Origin of the sequence: Arenibacter flavimaris (assembly GCF_030291335.1) — a bacterium.
GTDB lineage: Bacteria > Bacteroidota > Bacteroidia > Flavobacteriales > Flavobacteriaceae > Arenibacter.
Genome location: NZ_JASWIM010000010.1, coordinates 1 through 23,103, shown reverse-complemented (window position 1 = coordinate 23,103; position 23,103 = coordinate 1). Strand labels below are relative to the sequence as shown.

The window sequence follows — 23,103 nt, the reverse complement described above, 5'->3', positions numbered from 1 at the left end:
TTGCTAAATATAAAATCTACAACCACTTTGCAGAAATTAAGGGATGAAGGTAAGATTAGATTTTCTCAACCACAAAGGAAAATAATTCTCTATGATCGGGATTCCATTTATGAGTACATTGAAAGGTACGCCCGTGAAACTTTTTAATTATGGAAGAACATCTAAAAGTTGATAAAGATTACCTGGAAGCATTCAATCTTGGCTATGAACTTGCCAAAGAATTAAAGCTAAAGTCTCCAATGTTTAAAAACATTGAATCGGATATTAGTCGTATACACACACTGCAAATGGGTATGGAAGAATACTGTAAGGAAATTACCTTAAATAAAAATATTACTTTGGATGACAGCAAAATCATTCAACAAAAAAATAAAGATAACCAAGATGGGAATGAACTCTCCCTTTAAGTAGTATTGTAAAATGCTCGCACATTAAATCAGTCTTCTTGAATCGATATCTTCCGCCTAGAACACTTCTGCAACAATCACGACCCATAAACCTTCTTAAAAATGATGATTCAGTGAATTTTCAGAAAGTTTAGAGATAGGAATTGGAAAAATGAACTTTATAATTAAGTGGCAGATAAGTATATTAAAATGTGGGAATAATTGCACTATGTTGAATTTAGCGGTGTTCCAAAAAACGTTCATGGCTATTGCGGAACTGGTTTGAAGTATGGGTAGTGTCCCAAAAATGGTTCTTTTAAAGGAACTATCAAAAATTAGGTGTTTATTAACTTTAGAGAACTGGACTAGTGCTTTTCAAAGGATACTGTGTAGGCAGGAGTGCTTTGTTTTTATTCTGCTATTATTTTCCATATAATGTTGTCAGTGTTCCGCTTAAACTTGATGGAATTACTGATTTATGAGATTCATTTCTATATATGTACCAGTTCATATCAATGTTTTTATAATCACTCTTTTTAAGATATAAACTAAACTTTATCATATTGGAAACCATTATAGGGTTTTCATTTTCTCCTGTAGAAAAAAACGCTTTAGTAGGTTTAATATCCAAAGTTTCATTTTTGGTAAACTTAAGAATAGCTTGAGCTAACAATTTTTCTTCGTCCCATTGTAGTGAAGGACTATTTATACCAAATCTAGTAAAGTAACCATCAGAATTTAAAAAACAGAATGCTGTGAACAAACCACCTAAAGAATGTCCTGAAATTCCTCTATCAAAATTTGTTTTGTAGTGTTTATCAATAAATGGGATTATTTCTTTTTTAAGGCATTTTAAAAATTCATCAGCTCCACCAGTTTTTATTGTTCCCTTTTCAACACCAAAACTTTCCTCAATTTTTCTTGCGGTTATTGTATCGAGCGATGGTGTGTAGTCATAAAATCTATTAATTCTAGATGCTGTACCATTAACCTTATGACTAATACCTACGATGATTACATCTTCAATATTTTCAAAATCAACATTAGATGGATTAAAATATTTATAAGTGCTTTTTCCATCCAAAACGTATACAACAGGATAAGTTATGGTGTCTTTAGTAGAATAATTCCTTGGGAAAGACATATGTAATTGATAGTCTTTTTCCATTATTTTAGAGCTTATTATGTGGTCTGGTTCATTTCCTGTTTGCTCTTTTGGTTCTAATTTTTGACTAAATAATGGGTTACAAAAAATTAACCATAAAAATGTTGTTATTGATAGATTAATTGATTTTAAAAAATTCATTTGTGTTAATTTAATGACATTCAGATTTTGGTTCTTCACATTACTGTCAACGTTTTTGTGTAAGGAACGTTGCGTGCTTGTGGGCGAGGATTTTCCGCAGGAAAATCAGAGCTGGCAAACGGGCAAAGACCAAACGGTTGAACTAAAATAAGCAATGTTTTTTAGGACACGGTGTTACCTGCTGGCTTTTCTTAATTTATCTAATTCAGTTTCTGGCAGTCCCAAAAACTTATTAGTAATTATTCCGTTTTTATTTATTGCAAAACAAGTTGGGGTGGATTGTGCTCCATATATTATTTTCATCGGGCTATGGTCTTTTTTAAAATCATCTACAAAGATGAAATCTAATTGATATTGGGTTTTTAAAGCTTTTAACTCCTCAATATTGGAACAAGAATTGAATACAACGATTTTAAAATTGTCCTTATCCATAGTATTGTGAAAATTTTTCAACAAAGTCCTCCCATTCTCTTGAATACAACCTAAACCACCATATAATAGAAAAATATCTTTTCCGTTTAGGCTTGATAATTGAAACGGGTTTCCGTCAGAGTCTGTTGCTTGAAAATTGTAAAAATCATCTCCTATTTCAATTTGCTTTGAGTCTATATGGAATTTAATGCTTTTTCCATAATCCGATTCTTGCATTTCTTTGGGCAATTTTTTCAGAACATCAAGTAAAACGTCTTTAGGAATCATTAAACGTTGTCTATAAAGATTATCAAATCCGCTTGGAACAGAAGCAAATTTTATAGTTGTTTCTGTTAGTTTTTTATTATACATTTTTTCTATTTGGGCTGAAACAATTAATAAGCTGTCTATTTTTTCTGGATGCAATTCATAAAAACTTGAAATTTTAGACATAGCATGCTCATAATCCTCTAACATTTCTTTGTCTATTTTTAAAAAGTTTTCTTCACTAATCTCTTGAGAAAAAGCTTTATGAAGAGAAATCGATGTTAAAATTAATACAATTAGTATTTTAGTTATTATGTTCATAATCTTGTTTTTTTTAGCTTGCAGGTAACGTAAGGATATATCTACCAGTACATATATTTCCATTTTATAGGTAGCTAATTTAAGTTAATTTTTAACAAAATCGCCTCCAATATTTTGAAATTAGGCATACACCTGGCATATGGAAAATAACTACTTAACATAAAAAAATATCCGCAATGTTCAAGCTAGATATGCACATGGTAACTATTCATTTTTAGCCCCTTATAACGGCCCGTAAAAAGAGCGAATGAATAAAGATGGTGTTGTACCAAAAATGGTTGGTTTTATGGGATTCCTAAAATGTTCTCAAAAATGCCCTAACTCGCCATTTTATTATCCGAATCCACTTTTAGGTGTGCAAATTATATTTTTTAAAAGTTCAATTAGACCCACATAGAATTTCTTTACAACTTCGAGTTTCCTCATTATTGAATGTCAACGGTCGTAGATCTGACAAATAAAAATATATAACTTCTGGATAACGCCTTGTAACAGATTGGTCGGCCCTTGTACTCGTGCAAAATATCTTGATTTAGCCAATCCGTACCATTATGAACCCCAAACGTCCCATTCCGTATTGGATTGCGATGATGATGTCGTAATTTCGAATTCTAATCATGTTTAGCTTGATTAATCTAAAACAATTATGAAAAAACTAATTGTACCTATCATACTGATTTTATGGGCGTGCAAAAGTGATAGCACAGCAACCATTGAAGGGCAAATATCAGGGGGATTTCCTGCAAAAATTGGATTTACCCGACCTATCGAGGGCCAATGGTTATTTTCTTTAAAGGATACGGTGTCAATCGATTCCATAGGAAATTTCCAAATTTCGCTCGATGCCGACGCTCCTTCCTTTATTTCTCTTTATGGACCTGAAATGAGAGGGGTGCTATTAGTTGAGCCCGGTGAGAAATATCGTTTGCAAATCGACCTGGAGTCAAAGGGAAGTCCTTTTAAGGTCTTGGGAGCGACTGATACACTCCAAAGTCTTTACAATTCGTTCGAGCTTCCCGAAATGGGCTATACTTTCTCACCGCTAATGGATGCCATTATCGGGGATTCCCTTCCAGCTCGATTATCCATGAAATTGGATTCGGCGTTCCAAAGGGACAAAGCAGTCTTTGGTGGGTTGCTCAAAGGCCATGTGATTTCTAAAGGAGCCCATGATCTAGCGGTCGCCGATCGCAGATGTTATTATCTGGGTATGGGGGCGTTGGTCTGTAACATACGATTGTACGGAAATCCAGATACCGATCAACCTCTTTTCCGCTATTGGTCCTCTCTGTACGACACACTGCCGATAGCCTCTACGGACTACCTTCGCTCCCCATGGGCCTATCCTTATCTAAAAAGTTTTATCGCTTATAAGGAATTGGAATCAGGAACCTTCGATCCGATAGAACAAAAAGTGCGACTTGGACAAGGTACGCCACATATGTATCATATGGATCTGGCAAAAAAATATCTACAGAAAAAACAGTTGGAATATTATTTTGCCGCCTATCTCGTGGACCATGGTTACAACAATAAGGATAATTCCAAAGAACTTATCACATTGTACAAGGATTTTAAGGAGACCTACCCGAACAGCGAATATACCCCATTCATAGCTCCCGCAATACGTCCCATAATAGCCTTCCGCAGGAAAATCGCAAAAGATAGTCTAAACCCCAAGATCGGATTTGTGGAGGGTTTCGAGGATATCGATACTTTTAAAGACCTTTTGGCTCCACTAAAGGGCAAAAAACTGTTCGTCGATATCTGGGGCACTTGGTGCGGGCCCTGCAAACGTGAGTTCGCGCACAAACCGGCCCTGGATAGCCTGTTGGCCGCCTATAATGTTGAAGCCTTATACATCTGTGAGGGAAAGAACAGCAAGGAAAAAACGTGGAAGGAAATGATAGGCTATTACGATTTGGAGGGCTATCATGTAAGAACCAATCCCACCTTATTATCTGACATCCACGACAGATTTGGACATAATGGATTTAGTTATCCCCGCTATCTATTGATCGATGAAAATGGTAGGGTGGCCGAACCTGAAGCCAATGCCCCATCAAAGATCAAGGAATTGGAAAGTGATATCCGATCTGCATTTGAAATTATATCGGTCCAATGAAAACGAGAATATTTTCGAACTCAAGGTTAGAAAAGGCCGGTGTCCATCTAATTTTTTTATTCCTTGCATACCAATACCTTTTTCGCTTCTCCTACGAATTTGCCAGATCCAGATTCCTGGATTTGGCAAACAACACGACGGATATCCTTTTTTTTTATGTTCACGCACTTTTATTGTTGCCATTGATACTGAAGAAAGGGAACCCAAATGGATACTTGTTTATGACTTTGGTCTTATTTGGCATGGCGGCTGTAACAAAAAGTTGGATTAGGGCCTCCCATTCTAGTCTCATAGTAATAAACCCGGATGGGTCACCTGTGGATGCTTGGCATTTTTTCCTAAGAAACGCCTGGATTTTAGGCCATGCCCAAGAAATGTTGCCCCGATATTGCCTAATCGCCCTTATATCGTTTGTTTACTATCGATTATACCATGATTTGCGCCTATTAACCCCTTATTTAGAGCTTATCGTCAATGCTTTGGTGGTTTTGTCAATCCTCTACTCACTTGTCACCTTTGTGCCAGAATCTGGAATACTGGGAATCGTATTGGGTTCAATTTCTATATTGGTGTTCTATTTGAATGTATTTTGGCTTTTTCCGATTTGGATTAAGGGTAGTAAGAGAAAGGCCTGCCTATTTATTACCTTGTTGCTCTGTATCGGTTACTCGCTTCTGGCAAGTTGGTGTCTGGATGGTGGCCTATACCGTTATTATCAAGAAGCAGGGGAGATTTTATTACAACCATATGCCTCCCAAAAGTGGCTTTTTATAGCCGGGAGCTTAACGGTAATTTTGTCCATATCATCGTTTTATGCATATTTCCGAACCAAGGCTGGGATCGGTGGTATGTCCTTAAACCTTCAACTGCAAGCTAAAGAAGCCGAATTGAAGCTTCTTAAGGCCCAAATTAATCCCCATTTCCTATACAATACCCTGAATACCCTTTACGCTACCGCTTTGGAAGAAGATGCCCCAAGAACTGCGGAAAGTACAGTGAAATTGGCAAACTTGTTAAGATACATGCAGGAGGATATGGCCAAGGATTTTATCCCATTAAAATCGGAGGTCGAATATTTGAAAGATTATATATCCATCCAAAAAATCCGCTGTGAAGTAGAACCTACAGTACGTACGGTTTTTACTGGCATCGAACGGCATGTAATCAGTCCAGGCCTGTTCATCCCCTTCGTAGAAAATGCCTTTAAGTACGGAATAGATCCCACTCAACCTTCTCATTTGGCAATATCCATAATATGCCTCGAGAGTGCTATTTCCTTCACCTGTGCCAATAGCTTTAACGAGGGCTACACGATCGATTACAGGGAAAAAGGCTTTGGAATCGGGATTGAAAACACCCGTAGGCGTTTGAAGCTCGTCTATCCTGAAAACCATACCTTTGAAATAGAGAAAAGTGACCGTTTATTTACGGTCAGGATATCAATATTAGATTTAGGAAAATGATACAGGCCATTGCAATAGATGACGAACCCAAGGCATTACAGGTCATTAAGCTCCATATCGAAAAGATGGACGGCATCGTTTTGATCGATTTTTTCCACGGCGCTGGAGAAGCCCTTCTTTTTTTAAAGGAAAACCCGGTAGACTTAATCTTTTTAGACATCAATATGCCCCACCAATCCGGATTGGACATGCTGGATAAGTTACATTTTCGCCCTCAGGTTATCTTCACGACAGCGTATTCCCAATATGCGGTTGAGAGCTATGAATACCATGCGGCCGACTATTTGTTGAAACCCTTTGATTTTGACCGATTTCAAAGGGCAGTGCAAAAGGTGGGGGAACGCATCGCATTTTCACGATCGGATCGTCGATATATTTTTATAAAGGATGGTGCCAAAACAATTAAGCTTGAAATCAACGACATACTGTTTGTAAAAGGTTCGGGAAATTATTTGGATATCATAACGGGAAGCAAAACACATTCGCCAAGATTGACCTTCGCCGATTTTTTCGATAAAGTGCCTTTTAATCGATTTTGTAGGATCCATCAATCCTATATTGTACATATACCATTAATCGAGAAAATTGAGAAAAACTATGTGTTCGTTGGAGCGTATAAGGTTCCGATCAGCCAGAAATATAAGGATTCCTTTATCAAAAGAATAGGATTGGAGTAGTTTGGGTCCTTCGCGGATAAATTTCCCTTTAAGTTCCGATTTCCACTTGAAAAGTTCTGCAACAGCCACCGCCGTTTCAGAAAACTGAATTGGAGTATGGGAAGTGTCCCTTAAAATGTTCTTTTTAAAGGACTTTTCATTTTTTGAATTCCATCTTAGGAAGAGGATAACCAAATCCCTTGCCGACTGTAAAATTAGTGGACATTTGATGTAAATATTTTTTACAGTAAAATAGGGTCATTTTCAACAGGATATTTGTAACCATTTGATATATAAATAGTTGTATTCTTGGCATAATTTTAGGATTAGAATCAACATCCTTTGGATGTTCGAATTTAACTTCCTGTGTTGACCAAAAACATCTTTTGGTTACTCATCAATCAAAAACGAGAATGATGTTAAAAAACTATCTAAAAATCGCTTGGCGAAACTTAATTCGAAATAAGAGTTTTTCGCTATTAAATATTGTGGGTCTTTCTATTGGTCTTGCGGTTACAGCGCTTATTATAATTTGGATAAATTTTGAAACAGGTATTGATCAATTTCATACCAATAAGAACCGTATTTACGAAGTTTATAATCAAATCCCAGTAGATGGTGAAATCTGGACCTGGAATTCAACGCCTAAAATAATGGCACCTACTATAAAGAAGGATTATCCTGAAGTGGAAAGTGTTTCTAGATATAATTATGATGATACCTTTTTATTTTCAGTAGGTGATAAACGAATGAAATCTACAGGTACAATTGTTGATCCTGATTTTTTGAACATATTTAGTTTCCCCTTGTTGGAAGGAAATATAGAAACTGTTTTAGAAGGGGTGAATTCTGTGGTTGTTACAGAAACATTTGCAAAAAAATTATTTGGTGATGAACCAGCGATGGGTAAAATTGTAAAAGTTAATAATGCAGATACTTTTAAGGTAACCGGAATATTAAAAGACCTTCCAAACAATACTGGGTTCAATTTTGAATTTTTAATGCCTTGGGCTTATGCCAATCAATTAGGATGGAATGATAAACATTGGGGTAATAATTCCATAGCAACTTATGTCTTACTAAAAGAAGGTGCAAATTATACAGCCTTCTCTGAAAAAATAAAAAATTTACGAGAAAGATATGATAAGGGATCTCCAGACATGGTTACTTATTTATATCCTTGGTCAAGATATTGGTTGTATTCTGAATTTGAAAATGGCAAAGAAGTTGGTGGTAGAATTGTTTTGATTCGAATGTTCGGCATTATCGCTGCAATTATTTTGCTCCTTGCTTGTATCAATTTCATGAATTTAAGTACCGCAAGAAGTGAAAAGCGGGCAAAAGAGGTAGGTGTACGTAAAGTTGTAGGAGCACGAAAAGGGTCGCTAATTGCTCAATTTTTGGGGGAGTCGATATTAATTTCATTCATAGCGGCAGCGCTAGCTTTAGTACTATTGCTACTCGTATTACCCGCTTTTAGTGAATTAGTAGAGAAGCCATTGTCATTAGATATGGCGAATGAATGGTTCTGGATTAGAGGATTGATTGTGGTTCTTTTTACAGGAATATTAGCGGGAAGCTACCCAGCCTTATACCTATCTGGCTTTAAACCTTCAGCCGTTTTAAAGGGAACATTTAAAAAAATAAATGCTCCGGTTACGCCAAGAAAAGTATTGGTAGTGCTACAGTTTTCAGTTGCTATTATCCTAATTACAGCAAGTATTATCGTAACGCAACAATTGCAAAAGGTTCAAGATAGGCAAAGTGGCTATTCAAAAGCTAATTTAATTTATTCAACAATAGAAGGTGATTTAGGAAAAAATTATACGCTGATCAAAGATGAGTTGTTAGCTTCTGGCGTGGCTGAATCTGTAAGCAAAACTGGTGGTCCTATTACCCAAGGATGGAGTAATTCATGGGGGTTTAACTGGGCTGGAAAGAATGAAGATAATAGAACTATCATTCAAAGGTTCAATGCTGATGATGCCATAGCAAAAACGACGGGCATGGAAATAATTGCGGGTCGTGATTTTGACCTAAGTAAATATCCAACAGATTCTACGGCTGCGATACTTAATGAATCCGCCGTAAAATTGATGAATTTCGAAGAACCTATAGGTCAAATTATTAAAGATATGGGTGTTGAATGGCGTGTGGTAGGCGTTGTTAAAGATTTCATCTTAGACTCTCCATTTCAAAAAATAGACCCCATGGTTATTGAAGGTGCTATGTATGGACATAATTTTATTCATATTAAGTTTGATAAAACCAGACTTACATCTGAAAGTCTAGCTGCAACGGAGGCTGTTTTTAAAAAGTATAATCCAGAATATCCTTTCAACTATGAATTTGTTGACCAAGTATATGCTAAGAAGTTTAATAGTGAAAAACAAACAGGGCAACTCGTAAACCTGTTTACCTTGCTAACTATTTTTATTTCTTGTTTGGGCTTATTCGGTCTCGCTAGCTATATGGCGGAGAACAGAATTAAAGAAATCGGAATCCGTAAAGTTTTAGGAGCCTCAGTTCGAAATATAACAACATTACTTTCCAAAGATTTCTTGAAATTAGTCTTGATTTCGATTGTACTTGCTGTACCAATTTCATGGTATTTTATGAGTAAATGGTTAGAAGATTTTGCCTATAGAATTACAATTTCTTGGTGGATTTTCGCTATAGCAGGAATTTTAGCCTTGACCATGGCGCTTTTAACGGTAAGTTATCAAGCCATAAAGGCGGCAATTGTGAACCCGGTAAAAAGTTTGCGGACAGAGTAATATCATAAAACGGCCGATTAAAAGGACGTGATGAAGGAGTTGGTCAATATATAAGTTCTAATCTGAACTCACTAACTTTATTAACAATTCCGATTATCCGTTCTTCATATTTTTCGTCCATGCCCAACTCATTAATTCCGTTTGTAGCAGAATAGAATATTTTCTCCAAAGCTATATAATAGCTTTCGTCCCAGTATCCAAAATCTTCGACAACTTCCAAGCAACAAGCTACATAATGCAATTCCAATTCCACATTAAGCTCTGTTATCTCCATTTTTTGGACAGTCCGTATTATTTTTCGAGCTTCAGTTTCACGTATCTGCATATTCCGTCCATTTGGATAAATGTATCTTTCAATTTCCTTTTTATAGTTCTCCACAAGTTTCTTGATTTCACCTGTGGCAAAAACGTCCAAATAGGCTTTGGCGCCTGGCACTTTTTTATATATCTCCGAAATCAACTTAATGATTTCAGTTTTCTCCATTCCGCTCAATTCTTTTTTTACTTCTCTAAATGCCATTTTAGACAATATTTTTTAAGCTTGTTGGTAACCTGTTATATCAATCAATACGAATATAACGGTTTATCCTTTTATGCCCGGGATAAAGAGAGGTTTCTAAGCACTTTATTCGGAAAGAGGGATTGTTGTAATCCCATAAAAGGTTCTTTTTATAAGACTCTGTAAAATCTAGAATTTTAAGTTTGATCTATTCAAAATTCCATTTTTTACCCTTTGCTATTTATACTTCTTTTATTCTGTTTACCTAAGGTTTATAGATTAGGGAGAACATGGTTACTCTAGGTAGAATATATGTAGTTTGATCGGATACAAAATAAACATTAAAACTATTTTGGTTTTTAAACCTAACATCGAATAGGTTTTGCACGGATACCTTAAAATTCCATTCACTATTTTCCTTGCCATAGAATAGCGATGCGTTGCCTATGCTAAACTTATTGGATATATATGTCGATCTGTTGGGGCGATCTGGATGAGTTTAATATTCGATTTCTACATTTATTGTTGATGCTCCCTGAAGTTTATTCCATTTTCCTTGGCTGTTTCTTCTTGAATATCCTTTTCCTTTGGTCAATATTGCTCCAATATATACTTCAAGTTTATTTTTAAAATCAGGTATGAATTCCACCCCAACAAAAAAATCTTCTTCCAAATAAATATATTGTTTTGTCAGGTCAATTTGTAACCAACCAGGTTCAATCTTTTTTTTCTGAACTATATTTTCATAAATTATTTTTTCATAGGGCTCATTGTCCACATTTTTGTAGAAGTTTATTCTAACAAAACTGCTATCAGATTTAAAACCCGCCCTTAAATAGATATTAACATATTTTACCCTAACAGATTTATCTGGAATATTGATTCTTTGAGCGTTCTCAATAATGTCCATATCCTCTGAAATTGCACCGAGCCATAGCAAAGGATTATAAGTTTTAACTCCAATTTTCCTATTCCTTTTCTTTTTATTAGAAACTATAACTTCGGAAAGTTCATTTGTTTTGGGTTCTAAAAATATTGTTTTATTATTATAATTTTCGATTGGGATTTTAACAGGATAATAATTTATATGACTTATGGTTAAACTGTCATTTAAAAACTTCTTTGAAACACTTAGTTTAAATTTCCCATTAAGAGTTGAAATTGTTCCTTTATTTTTATTTAACACACCAATATTTACAAATTCAATTGGGTTTTTAGTTTCAGAATCAGCAATTATTCCGTTCATTTCAATTTCTTGTGAAAAAGAATAAAAAGTAAGAAGCTGTAGTGAAATAAATATTTGAATAACTTTTTTCATATTTTCAGTAGCGTACCCAACAATAGATTTAATTCTATATTTCGGCATCTAAATATAAGTTTACTTTTATCAAATACGCCTTCCTATGAGTTAAAGTATATCTAACATTTGGTATCGGGCTAACCATTGATTCGCAAAATTCAAACCGGACTGGAAGATGGAATGTTTTATTTTTAGTCCCATGAAACGGCCGATTGAAAGAACGACATAAGAATTCGAGTGGCGACCCCTAAATCGTTCATTTTAAGGAATTTAAAGCAGAATATCAATAGGTATTACAGGGGTTTAATTTAAGCAAGTATCTTCAGTAAATCACTAAAACCCAGTATTGCGCTAGCCATCCGTGATTTATGTTTCCTTTGTCCTACTGTTCTTTGTGCTGCCTACTAATATTTTCAAACTTTTCAATAATTTCGTTCAATTTGTCCAGTTCCTTTCGAATAACTCTAGGTCTGAGATAGAACCAATTGAAAGCAATCCAAATCAATGTTGCAGAATAAGCAAAAATAGCCAGAGGAAAAGTGAATTGCGATACATATTCATAGAGGTACATACATATTCCAAGAGTTAGGGTAACGAAATAAAACTGCAGCATTTTGGACTGCAAAAATTTCTGTCGCTCCTTCAGTTTTATTACAGACTTTAAAAATTCACTATTGCTTTGATATTGGGTTGTTTCTCTTAAGGATGGAATAAGTTGATTGTAAACAAACATATAGATTGTGATTCCGGCAATTGTCAATATTATGCCAATTTTCGTTGTAATCAGCTTAGGTTCAAAATAGAGCCAAATAAAAATGATAAAGGCTATTGTGGCGATCATCAAAATGTTAACGATAATTAGTTTGGTAATGTTCTTTCTCTTGATTTTGTCAAGTTTTAAGAACAGTTCCTCAATTTTGGGTGGATTGGTCTTTTGATTGGCCCACAGTTCATCAAGGTTTACGTTATTGTCCATATTCTTTGAATTTTGTCCTTAGGATTTCTTTGATTCTGTGAATTTTTACCCTAATATTTACATTTGAAAGCCCGACTATCGTTGCAATTTCTTCTTGTTTTATATTCTCCAGTTCGAGTGATATTATAATCCTGTCCGTTTCGGCCAGCTCCGATATGCACTTGTACAAGAATTTGATTTGTGCCTCATTATCAATTTCATTTTCTTCGGTAAGGTTTGTGGGCAATTGGTCTTTGGGATATCGGTTGCGCCGTTCGATTTGACGTAAACAAATATTTGAGGCAATTCTAAAAATCCAAGTCCCTACCTTGGCCTCGTTTCTAAATTCCGGAAGCTTTTTCAGAACAACCACAAAAGTTTCCTGGGCTAGATCCTTTGCCAAGTCTTTGTCGTTTACAAAGCCCATACATAGACGGTAAATCTTTTGCCAATAGTCTTTATATATTTCTTCGAACACCCTTAATCTTTGGCTAAAAAAATTGCTAATTGGTCAAAATACCATTCTTTGTCATCATACATTATAAAATGCAGCCCTTTATCGGCATATCGTAAATCAGCTGATTCAAGATTTTTGTATTGGTTTTCGATCGCAGGTTTAAAGTTCTTAAAGTTAGATTCGAGCAAAACTAGTGTTGGGCATTTAATATTACCAATTTTTTCTCTTAAATCAGTGTTGGAAAAATCGCAATACATTTTGGCAAAAGTCCGTCTATCGGATGCTATGCTCCAATTTACAACAGTTTCCAGCATTTCTGTATTTTGAACAAGTTGAGGCATGGACAATTTTTGTATTTGATAGAATTGTTCTTTTGGTAAAGTTGTAATTTGATTTACCGTAGCCGTACAGTCTATATCTTCTTTCTGTTTAAAATTCGGGTTTGTCAATGCAGCCAAACATGGCAGGGCATCCACAACGATTATTTTCTCCACAAGTTCAGGGTAGTCTGCAGCTATGGCCATCGCCAAACCTCCTCCCATACTGTGCCCGATCAGAATGGGCCTTTCTATCCTTTTTTTTCTGATGAAATCGGCTATTTCAATTTTCCAGTTTTCAAAACTAGGGTCGGGGCCAGGTTCTGCACCTGCAAACCCTGCCATTGTAAGGGTATAACAAGTGAATTCCTTTTCGTAAGCTGTTTTGGTTTCAGACCATACTTCGCCAGAACAAGCAAATCCAGGGATCAGCACTATCGTCCGATTCCCGACTCCGCTTTTCTCAACTTCAAAAGGGTAGTTGGAAATATCCTGCCCAAATATTTGATTTGCAAATAAAAGGCAAATGCCTAAATAAATTATTTTTTTCATTTCGTAGCTATCTGATCGGTTCGCCATTTAGATACGAGGAATTACAAAATGTTACAAAGACCTTAATATTTTGACCAATTAGCAATGTTTTTATCGTTGCATAGAACGTGGAAAAGATTGGAATTAGAAGATTGCTGGTGTCCCATATAATTTTGGTTTTATAAGATTGGAGAAAAAATTATGGGCTTGTGCAACGGTTACTTTAGGTATCTCTTGTTTTTTCTGCGCAGATTTTCCAAAATAATTCTATTCTTTTAGCAAGTCTGTATTTTTAAATTCAATACTTCTAGCCTTTAGATATTCCCAAATCTCCATAGTATTTCCTGCCTGTGACAATTCTGAAAAATCCTTTTGTGACATGCAATAAGTAAGATATCCATCAATATTCGCTTCGGGAATACCGAAATTTTCTGACATTATTTTCTTTGAGAACTTAGTCAGGATTTCTTTTTCCAACTCCATGTCTTCATCTCGGGCGACCATGTCCTCGAAGGATTTGGTTCTCCCAGAAGCCTTGTTCATTATTTTATGTGTGTTTATTACTAGGGCTATACCATAATAATAAGCATATTTTCCTCTATCTGCCTCTATAAGTAGTCGTTCACTTTGGGTCATTTTTTCAATATCTGCATTAGGTAAGCCCAATGTTAAAGAAGTAACAACGGATTTAAGGCCAAGTATTTCAATATCAAGGCCTATTTTTCCAGTTAGATTATATGGCATAACGGTAACCTCATTTAAATTGATAACATTCTCAACAAGGTTTATGACCACTAAATTTTCATTTACGATTGTATCGGTAATAACAATTTCTTTTGTTACATATTGAAGCGCAGTAAATCTTATTGAATCCCTTAATTTAACTTCAATGGTGAACATCCCCAAAGAATCAGTAATCGTTGATTTCTTAGAATTTAGGTTGACAATTAAAATATTGGAAACATCATTTTCAAAGCTCTTAGCTCTGCCATTTAACGGCGTTGAGTTTTCTTGACTAAATCCTGTAAATGAGGCCAACGTAATTAATAATAAAAAACTTACATGCTTCTGCAATATTTATATTTTAGGATAACGACCAAATGCTTTTTTTAAATATTAGAAATCACAATTGTATAAAGAACTTATGATTTTTATACATCCAAATATAGTTGACATGAAACATCCGATATTTATCTACTAAATGCTTTAACACTTAATTGTGAATACATCCTAGAAGATTATTTCAGAAAAAAATCATTTTAGAGTTTCGAAGGATGACCATTTTTTGAAATGTCTTAATAACAGGCCCAATTCTCTATGTATAATTTAAGGTGGGATTACTTATGTTAAGTTCAATTAAGTAAGAACAAGCTTATTTAAATTTAGAAAGTTTAGCGGGTACTTGATTGAGATATTAGTAGTCCCGTATAACGGCGGTTTCACGGGGCACTTTTCACAGAGCGGAAATTCTTGGACGGGAGTGTCCCATTTCTGGTCTTTTTTAGTAGTTTCGTTAATTAACCTTTTGCGGAACTACATAAGTATATTTAATCGACCGTTTTTGTAAACTTTAGCTCTTAACCTAGTTGATACCTGTTGACAAGTTTACTATTCCCGTACATATTAATAGTTTACCTTGTATACGTATAAATACACCGAAATGAAGTTTGGTTACGCTAGGGTAAGTACAAAATCACAAAAGCACGATTTACAGGTCGACGCCTTTTTGAAAGAGGGAATCGATACCAAGAATATTTTTGCCGATATTTCATCGGGCGCAAAAAGTGATCGAAAGGGTTTGGACGAAATGCTCACCAAATTAGGTGAAGGGGACACCGTTGTTGTATGGAAGATGGACCGAATAGCAAGGAGTCTTTCACATTTGATGAAGTTGATTGAAGATTTCGAGAAAAGAGGCGTGCACTTCAAGAGTATTCAGGAGAATTTTATAGACACATCTTCACCGCATGGCCGATTCGTGTTCAATCTGTTTGCATCCATTGCACAATTGGAAAGAGATATCATCATTGAAAGGACAAGGGCTGGACTAGAAAGTTCCCGACGGAGAGGTGTGCGACTGGGTCGCCAGCCAGGTTTAAGTAAGCAGGCGCAGCACAAGGCCATACTCGCCGAAAAGTACTATCGTGATAACAAATTAAGCATTGAGGAAATCATGAAACTTATAGAAGTGGGTTCTAAACGTACTCTCTACAAATATTTGGCACACCAAGGCAGGAGAACCTGTAAAGAATGTGGAGCTTTATTTTGGGATAGAAGTCAAGACTTAAATAAGGCTTATTGTAAAAAACATATCAAATGAACCTTTTAGACATATCAGGAAATGATATTGCAGAGCTTAATGATGGAGAATTAAGAACTCTTATAGGTCTGTTATGCGAATCTGAATACCGAAATGCCGGTCATTCAACTAAAGGTATCACTTGGGGTGGTTCCCAAGATGCACCTGATGGAGGGCTAGATGTTGTTGTTAATACAGAGGTAGGTCTTTCCAACGAAAGTTTTATTCCAAAAAAATATACGGGGTTTCAAGTAAAGAAACCTTCGATGCCACCATCAGCAATAAAAAAGGAAATGTCTCTAAATGGGACTTTGAGGGGTGTAATCAATAAGATTGGAGAAGAAAACGGTGCATATATCATAGTTAGTTCAGGCGATTCAACTTCTGATTCCGGTCTTAAGAATAGAATCAATGAGATGAAGAAATCCATACATGTATTAGATGATGACAAGAAACCCTTCCTAGATTTTTATGATCGTGGTAGAATCGCATCTTGGGCAAGACAACATCCTTCATGTATAATTTGGATTTGGAGTAAGCTTGGAAGAAATATCAGTGGATGGCTTCCGTACGAAAATTGGTCTAACAATAAAGCAGATGATAATGATTATATATTAGATGATGATTTAAGGTTACATAACAATACAAAATCTAACAAAGATGGTGTTACAATCGAAAAGGGCCTATCTCAATTGCGTTCTAGCCTTTTACCGATAAGATCATCCGTCAGACTTACTGGCCTATCCGGAGTAGGCAAAACAAGATTGTGTGAGGCATTATTCGATACTAGAATCGGAAACGATGCGCTTAATCCTTCCCTGGTCATCTATACTGATATTTCATTTAGCTCAAATCCAGAACCTGTTGCTATGGCTGAACAGCTCGTAGCCTCAAAATCAAGGGCAATTTTAATAGTTGATAATTGTTCGCCAGAATTACATAGAGCGCTGACCAAAATTTGTAGCAAAAATGTCAGTAGGGTTAGCTTACTAACCGTAGAATACGATATAAAGGATGACCTTCCTGATGAGACGGAAGTCTTTAGGTTGGAACCAGCAAGTATTGAGGTAATCGAAAAGCTGATTAAAAAAAGATTTGTCCATGTTAGCGATTTGGATGCAAGAACAATCTCAGAATTTTCTGGTGGTAATGCTAGGGTAGCAATTGCGTTGGCAAACACCTTAAGGCAGGGTGACAATTTAAATAACCTCAGAGATGAAGATTTGTTTCAAAGGCTATTTAGACAAAGGAATAATGATAATAAAGACCTTCTTAAATCAGCCCAAATATGTTCTTTAGTCTATTCATTTGAGGGAGAAGATATTGCTTCCGAAAAATCTGAATTAAAAGTATTAGCGAATTTACAAGGAAAAAACCCAAGTGAACTTTATGCTGATATCTCCAGTTTAAAGGATAGAGGGATGGTTCAATCGCGGGGAGTATGGAGGGCTGTTTTACCACATGCCATTGCAAATCGTTTGGCAAAACAGGCCTTAAATCAAATTCCGAAGGATTCAATAATGAATGTTTTTCAAACCTCTTCTGATAGGCTTTTAAAATCTTTTTCGAAAAGGCTGTCCTATTTACACAATGAACAGGTGGCTATTGACATTTCAAGTATATGGTTGGATGAGAATGGATGGTTAGGTAACTCCATTCAAAATTTCAATGGCCTTGGCATTTCGGTTTTTGAAAATATTGCACCTATTTCACCCGAGCTTACCTTGGAAGCTATTGAAAGAGTAGCAAACTCTGAAGGAGGTGTAATTTTTACATCCCGAGCAAATTCGCATTATAATGAATTTGTACGAATTTTGGCGTTGATTGCTTATGACAAAGAACTATTTCATAGGGCAGTTGAATTAATTATAAGATTTGCGTTGGCAGAAAAACCTGAAGAAAACTATAATTCAACCCGTGATGTGTTAAAGGCCCTATTTCAGCAGTATTTATCGGGAACTCACGCTTATTATCATGAAAAATCAGCTCTAATCGAAAAATTGTTGGATGATCAAAATCCAATAAGAAATCAGCTTGGAGTATTATTGCTAAATAGTTGTCTTGATAGTCATCACTTCTCTTCTAATTATCCTCACCAATTTGGGGCGAGGTCACGTGATTACGGTTATCAGCCTCAGACCGAGGGTGAATACAACAAGTGGTACCAATGTTTTGTTCAACTAGGTGGGAATTATGGTTTACTTGATTCCGATTTAGCTAAAAATATTAGACTTGTTTTGGCCAATCATTTAGGAAGTCTTATCGAAATGAAAATTTTTGAGGATGTCGAAAAAGTAATTCTAGATTTTCATTCCAAACAAGGTTGGAATGATGGTTGGATGGCTATAAAGCGAACTTTACGATATGATAAAGACAACTTAGGCAATAAAAAAAAAAGACTAGTAGCATTAGAAAAATTATTACGTCCAAAAAACTTGGAAAGTGAAATTAGAGCATACGCTTTAACCTGTTCAAGATTAAGCCATTTTGATATTTTGGACGATTTAGGCGAGGATGAGGATTACCGAGCTAAAGAAAAGAAAGTGGCACAAAAAACCTTTGATTTAGGGAAAAAACTAGCTCAACAAAAACCGCTATTTGAAAAGCTAATCACAGATTTGTTCAGTATTCAAAATATCAGACTTCTAGAATTAGGAAAGGGATATGCAAGCTCCTGTACTAATCTACTGGAAATATGGATTGAATTAGCAGATAAAATAAAGTTAGTTGACACAAATGAGGTTAACTTTCTGTTCATGTTTGGGTTCTTATCGTATTGCGATGAACTTCACAACGACGTATATCATCAAATTTTGGATAAGGTTTTAAAAGATGAATTTCTTAAAAAATGGTTTCCTAGATTTCAGTGTGTTGGTTCAGTTGACGGTAAAGGATTAGAAAGATTGCATCACGCACTTGATAATGACAGCTCCTATCCATGGACTTATAATGACTTATCTTATGGGAAGGCATATTCACAAATCGACGATTACAATATTGCGTTACTAATTGAAAAACTAAGTGGGAAAGAAGGTGGTATGGCTCCTTCCATTGAAATAATTGCACTACGATTTCTTAGAGAGAGAAAAGATGGGGTTCCAATTACCAAAAAAATTGTTGAAGTAGCATTTAAATTGTTATCAAATCTACCTTTTAAGGAAGGTGAAAGAGATGGAGGTATGAGAGATTATCGATTAGCTGAAATCGCCGAAGTTTGCTTAGATGAAAGATATGGTTACTCCAATTCAGAAGAACTTTGTCAACATATATTTGATTCAATTGAAGCCAACAATTTATATCCTTCCAATTATTCTAAATTTTTAAAGACAGTCGCCAAAAAGCAGCCATCAATTTTTCTTGACACTTTTCTTATAAAGAACGATCCAACAAATTACAGATTTCGACACTTATTTAGAGATTCATATCAACGGAACCAATCACCTATAAATGATATTCCCGATAACATTTTGATTGATTGGTGCGAAATAAATCCTAAAGAAAGGTTTCCAATAATATTGGAAAAAATGAGTTGTTTCCGCACTACTGAACAAAGGGGATTGGACTGGAAACCCATAGTTTATTGCATTCTAATTAAAGCTGAAGATAAGCAGCTAATATTGAGAAAATTGAAAAACTCTATTGACCCTACTTCTTGGAGTGGTTCTAAGGCGGAAATTTTAAAAAAGAGAATAGTGTTATTCGATATGTTGCACAACCATGGAAATGAAAATGTAAAAAAATGGGCTATCCAGGAAAAAGAGAAATTTTTAAAATATATAGAAACAATACAAGAATCCGAGGCAGCACGAAATCGGATTAGGCATGAGAGTTTTGAATAGATTAATTTAAATGCGATTTAAAAGTTCAAAAAAACGATTATCAAGAACATGAGATATAAAGTTGCTCAAGGCATAATAAGCTTTGTTATTCTAGCAATAGTTGGTGGAAAAAAAGAGGAAGAATGGACAAGTATTGATAAAATTGGGGTGAAGTAATCCCGAACCATAAAGTCTAAATAAACGATATTACATGGCCATAAAAAGAACCGATCATATAATTCATGATGATGAAGTTGAAATAGATTCCTTTCAATTGCAAATAATGTTTGGTCCATCATATAAAGAGAACATAGAAATTGCGGTGAACTCTATATTTTGTAATTGTGGTGCCCAAAGTAAAAAGTTGGTCAACTATAAAAGTTATTTAAATAACCTTAATGACGTTATTTTAAAAGGGTTGTGCAATTCTTGCAATACAATTGCCACAAGATATATCGAGACCGGAGAGCGAAAGGGCGTCGAGAAAATCGCAAACCGAATTAGAAAATTAAACAAAGCTTAAAGTTCAAATAAACGATGGAAAGCAAAAGATTATCTCAAACATTTTCTTGTGGGCACTGTTCAAATATTGCCGCTATGGAAAGTATTGGTCATATATTTAAAGACTCCAAAAAAGAAGATAGCCATGATCCATATCCGGCACCTGAAGAAGGATATTATTATGATGTTCTAATTTGCCCTGCATGTACCCGTGAAAATATTGTAAAATACTTCTGGCATGACTTCATGGAATCTGAGGAAGATGTTAATTATGAATATTTATATCCTATAGATAATGATATTCCCTTAGGACTACCAAATGAGATTAAACTGGCGTATAAAGCTGCGCAAAAAGTTAAGCTTATAGATCCAAACTCTTATGCCTTATTAATTAGAAGACTCTTGGAACTTATTTGTTTTGATAGAGAAGCTGAGGGATCGTTTTTGTCTAAAAAATTAAAACATCTTGCTGATAAGGGAGAAATACCCGAAAAACTTGTTAAGGTTGCAAAAGGACTTAGGATATTTGGCAATATTGGAGCACACGAGCGTGGTGGTAGCTTAAGTGAAAAAGAAATACCTATTCTAACCAACATGATTAAATCGATTTTGGAGTATATATATACGGCCCCTCATTTGGCCGAGTTAGCCGAGAGGAAATTAAAAGAAATTGAAAAGTCTAAATAAAGGATTATCGTAGTAAAATGTGAGGAATATTTTTTAACGTTCATTACCTATGAAAAGATTGTTGAACACATAGGGCTAAACAAAGCTAACATGAAATACAATCCTATACTGTTTATGCGCATTGCGTGGATGAGGGAGTACAAAGGAGTAACAGAAGATGATATTCCCTCTGGTGCTGGCAGCTATGTTGATGAAAATAAAGATGGTGGAGAAGTGTATAACTTCATGCCACACGAAAATAGGTTATACGGCTATGCAAGAATGCAAAGTGGGCGTTCTATTAATATTGACAAACTTGGAGCGAAGGGTGTAAATGAAAGTATCGAAGGAATAACAGTTGTTTTTATTTCAAAACACCCAGGTACCGGTGGGCAATATATAGTTGGTTGGTATAAAAATGCAACTGTATACAGAACATTACAAAATATTGAACATAGTAATCGAGGAGAACACACTTCTTATAATGTGTTAACAGAAAGTTCTAACGGCAAACTCATATTAGCGGATGATAGGGTATTTAGTATTCCACACGGTAAAAAAGGTTGGCCAGGTCAGACCAATGTATGGTATTTACCTAAAACCGGTAAAGACTCTTTCCTTTCCAAACTGAAAGACTATATGTCCAACCCCGATACTTGGATTGATAGAACGCGTAAAAAAATTCCACCACTTACCGGATTCCAAAAGGACCTTGAAAAGCGAAAAGAAATTGAAATTGCTGCCATGGTAAAAACAGCGGAATATTTTTCAAGGAGAGGTTTTGAAGTAAAGGATGTATGCAAACTTAACTACGGTTGGGATTTGGAAGCCAAGAAAGGAGAACAGACATTACTGCTTGAAGTCAAAGGATTGAGCGGAAAATTCGGCGAATACGGGTTTGATATAACCCCAAACGAATTTGCAAAATCAAAAAAGAATCGCAAACATTTTCGATTTTGTATTTTAAGCTATGCGTTGAAGTTAAAAAGTCAGCAAATAGATATCTTTTACTATCAGGACAATAGCTGGAGAACAATAGACGTTAAACAAATGAAAATAGAAGAAATTCGTTCGGGTAAGGGTTTATTAATTAAAGAAAATCGGAAGTGTAATGGTAATTCAGCATATACCGCTAAAGTAAAGTCTAAATAAACGATTTTCACTTTGCTTTGGATTTAATAGCTTTATATTGAGGAGATGTATCCGTCTTATGTCGGATATTCAATTGTTAGGTCCAAATAAAACAAATTTATTAGCCATGATGAAAGGTTCTGATTTTATTATAGAATGGGTTGAAAAATTAAAATCCGAAATGGAAAACGTGCCTTATAGAGTTGATGATATTAGAAAGGACTTTTATGGGTTAATTAATGACATTGCATATTGTTATTTCGCCCATATTTACTTTTTGAGATATCGGAATTGACTAATAAACAAAAATTAGATTTCGGAAATTTAAAAAATAACATACATGTTAAGGCTATTGGGGGGTTAACGAAAAATAGCCACTCAAAAAAATCACACTTTAATTCACTTAACAGAAATTTTATTTTGGACGCCTGGTCAACTTTTGAAATTTGTGTGAACACGTTTTGTGAAGGCGTTTTTACCGAACCAGAAATCGATAAATTATTAAGTTATAAATTTTCTGAACTTAATAAAATGCTTCCAAAAGGGAGACTTACAGATTTAGAATTGAATGAGCTGAAATCGAATTTAGAAACCAAACATCTGACCCATGTTCCGATTATAAGGAAAACTGACCTATTATTCAAAAAAGTGAAAGGATACCCTAGAAATATTGAGGATGATAAAATATTCTATCCTTTTTCGGGAGATTAAGAAACACGATGCACTCAAATTATATTCATTACGGTAATCCTTTTGAATATAAATTTGGAAACGCTAAATTCATATTTAACAATTAGTACTGATGCGTTAAAATTTAATCGCTAAATAAATTCATCTGTTCATTGACATTTTGATTTGATTTCGGTTCGGTGAGCAACTCCTGCAAAGGAGTCTTGTCTATGGCGGAGATACCTAAT

The 23,103-nt window shown here is 35.2% G+C and carries 19 protein-coding genes; 11 read left to right on the top strand and 8 right to left on the bottom strand.

The window, feature by feature from the left end:
- Nucleotides 1-149 precede the first annotated feature (149 nt).
- Nucleotides 150-407, top strand: coding sequence for a hypothetical protein (locus tag QSE00_RS09940; protein ID WP_286105824.1), 258 nt, complete (start codon nt 150-152; stop codon nt 405-407).
- A gap of 400 nt (nt 408-807) precedes the next feature.
- On the opposite strand, the gene QSE00_RS09935 is transcribed toward QSE00_RS09940, so the two are convergent.
- Together QSE00_RS09935 and QSE00_RS09930 are read right to left on the bottom strand one after the other, a co-directional pair.
- Complete coding sequence (locus QSE00_RS09935; RefSeq protein ID WP_286105823.1) at nt 808-1,692, bottom strand: alpha/beta hydrolase; 885 nt, start codon at nt 1,690-1,692, stop codon at nt 808-810.
- Between the two features lie 174 nt (nt 1,693-1,866).
- Nucleotides 1,867-2,691 (bottom strand): peroxiredoxin family protein, encoded by an 825-nt coding sequence (locus tag QSE00_RS09930; RefSeq protein WP_286105822.1) that lies wholly within the window; start codon nt 2,689-2,691, stop codon nt 1,867-1,869.
- Between the two features lie 646 nt (nt 2,692-3,337).
- On the opposite strand from QSE00_RS09930, the gene QSE00_RS09925 reads away from it, so the two are divergent.
- From QSE00_RS09925 to QSE00_RS09910, 4 genes are all read left to right on the top strand, one after another.
- On the top strand, nt 3,338-4,816 hold the full coding sequence (locus QSE00_RS09925) for a TlpA family protein disulfide reductase (RefSeq protein ID WP_286105821.1): 1,479 nt from the start codon (nt 3,338-3,340) through the stop codon (nt 4,814-4,816).
- Nucleotides 4,813-6,279 (top strand): sensor histidine kinase, encoded by a 1,467-nt coding sequence (locus tag QSE00_RS09920; RefSeq protein ID WP_286105820.1) that lies wholly within the window; start codon nt 4,813-4,815, stop codon nt 6,277-6,279. Before QSE00_RS09925 ends, QSE00_RS09920 begins: the two co-directional genes overlap by 4 nt.
- A complete protein-coding gene (locus QSE00_RS09915; protein WP_286105819.1) occupies nt 6,276-6,956 on the top strand; it encodes a LytR/AlgR family response regulator transcription factor in 681 nt (226 codons plus the stop codon). Before QSE00_RS09920 ends, QSE00_RS09915 begins: the two co-directional genes overlap by 4 nt.
- A 392-nt stretch (nt 6,957-7,348) precedes the next feature.
- Nucleotides 7,349-9,712: an ABC transporter permease gene (locus tag QSE00_RS09910; protein ID WP_286105818.1), complete on the top strand. Its 2,364-nt coding sequence runs from the start codon at nt 7,349-7,351 to the stop codon at nt 9,710-9,712.
- A 43-nt stretch (nt 9,713-9,755) separates the two neighbouring features.
- On the opposite strand, the gene QSE00_RS09905 is transcribed toward QSE00_RS09910, so the two are convergent.
- From QSE00_RS09905 to QSE00_RS09880, 6 genes are all read right to left on the bottom strand, one after another.
- Nucleotides 9,756-10,232, bottom strand: a complete 477-nt coding sequence (locus QSE00_RS09905; RefSeq protein ID WP_286105817.1) for a DUF6155 family protein — start codon at nt 10,230-10,232, stop codon at nt 9,756-9,758.
- A 478-nt stretch (nt 10,233-10,710) separates the two neighbouring features.
- Nucleotides 10,711-11,577 carry a carboxypeptidase-like regulatory domain-containing protein gene (locus QSE00_RS09900; protein WP_286105816.1) on the bottom strand — a complete coding sequence of 289 codons (867 nt, stop codon included), beginning with the start codon at nt 11,575-11,577 and terminating at the stop codon, nt 10,711-10,713.
- A 316-nt stretch (nt 11,578-11,893) separates the two neighbouring features.
- Nucleotides 11,894-12,487 (bottom strand): hypothetical protein, encoded by a 594-nt coding sequence (locus QSE00_RS09895; protein WP_286105815.1) that lies wholly within the window; start codon nt 12,485-12,487, stop codon nt 11,894-11,896.
- Nucleotides 12,477-12,944: an RNA polymerase sigma factor gene (locus QSE00_RS09890; RefSeq protein WP_286105814.1), complete on the bottom strand. Its 468-nt coding sequence runs from the start codon at nt 12,942-12,944 to the stop codon at nt 12,477-12,479. Before QSE00_RS09890 ends, QSE00_RS09895 begins: the two co-directional genes overlap by 11 nt.
- Nucleotides 12,945-12,946: 2 nt before the next feature.
- Nucleotides 12,947-13,792, bottom strand: coding sequence for an alpha/beta fold hydrolase (locus QSE00_RS09885; RefSeq protein ID WP_286105813.1), 846 nt, complete (start codon nt 13,790-13,792; stop codon nt 12,947-12,949).
- A gap of 246 nt (nt 13,793-14,038) precedes the next feature.
- Nucleotides 14,039-14,845, bottom strand: coding sequence for a hypothetical protein (locus QSE00_RS09880; RefSeq protein ID WP_286105812.1), 807 nt, complete (start codon nt 14,843-14,845; stop codon nt 14,039-14,041).
- A gap of 586 nt (nt 14,846-15,431) precedes the next feature.
- Here QSE00_RS09880 and QSE00_RS09875 point away from each other — a divergent pair.
- The 6 genes from QSE00_RS09875 to QSE00_RS09850 all read left to right on the top strand — a co-directional run bounded on the left by QSE00_RS09875 (nt 15,432) and on the right by QSE00_RS09850 (nt 22,897).
- The gene (locus QSE00_RS09875; RefSeq protein ID WP_286105811.1) at nt 15,432-16,091 is read left to right on the top strand and encodes a recombinase family protein; all 660 of its coding nucleotides are present in this window, start codon (nt 15,432-15,434) and stop codon (nt 16,089-16,091) included.
- Nucleotides 16,088-19,909 (top strand): hypothetical protein, encoded by a 3,822-nt coding sequence (locus QSE00_RS09870; protein ID WP_286105810.1) that lies wholly within the window; start codon nt 16,088-16,090, stop codon nt 19,907-19,909. Before QSE00_RS09875 ends, QSE00_RS09870 begins: the two co-directional genes overlap by 4 nt.
- A gap of 190 nt (nt 19,910-20,099) precedes the next feature.
- A complete protein-coding gene (locus tag QSE00_RS09865; RefSeq protein ID WP_286105809.1) occupies nt 20,100-20,411 on the top strand; it encodes a hypothetical protein in 312 nt (103 codons plus the stop codon).
- 14 nt (nt 20,412-20,425) lie between these two features.
- A complete protein-coding gene (locus QSE00_RS09860; RefSeq protein ID WP_286105808.1) occupies nt 20,426-21,076 on the top strand; it encodes a DUF4145 domain-containing protein in 651 nt (216 codons plus the stop codon).
- Between the two features lie 90 nt (nt 21,077-21,166).
- The gene (locus tag QSE00_RS09855; protein ID WP_286105807.1) at nt 21,167-22,207 is read left to right on the top strand and encodes a protein NO VEIN domain-containing protein; all 1,041 of its coding nucleotides are present in this window, start codon (nt 21,167-21,169) and stop codon (nt 22,205-22,207) included.
- Between the two features lie 270 nt (nt 22,208-22,477).
- Nucleotides 22,478-22,897: a hypothetical protein gene (locus QSE00_RS09850; protein ID WP_286105806.1), complete on the top strand. Its 420-nt coding sequence runs from the start codon at nt 22,478-22,480 to the stop codon at nt 22,895-22,897.
- Nucleotides 22,898-23,103 lie beyond the last annotated feature (206 nt).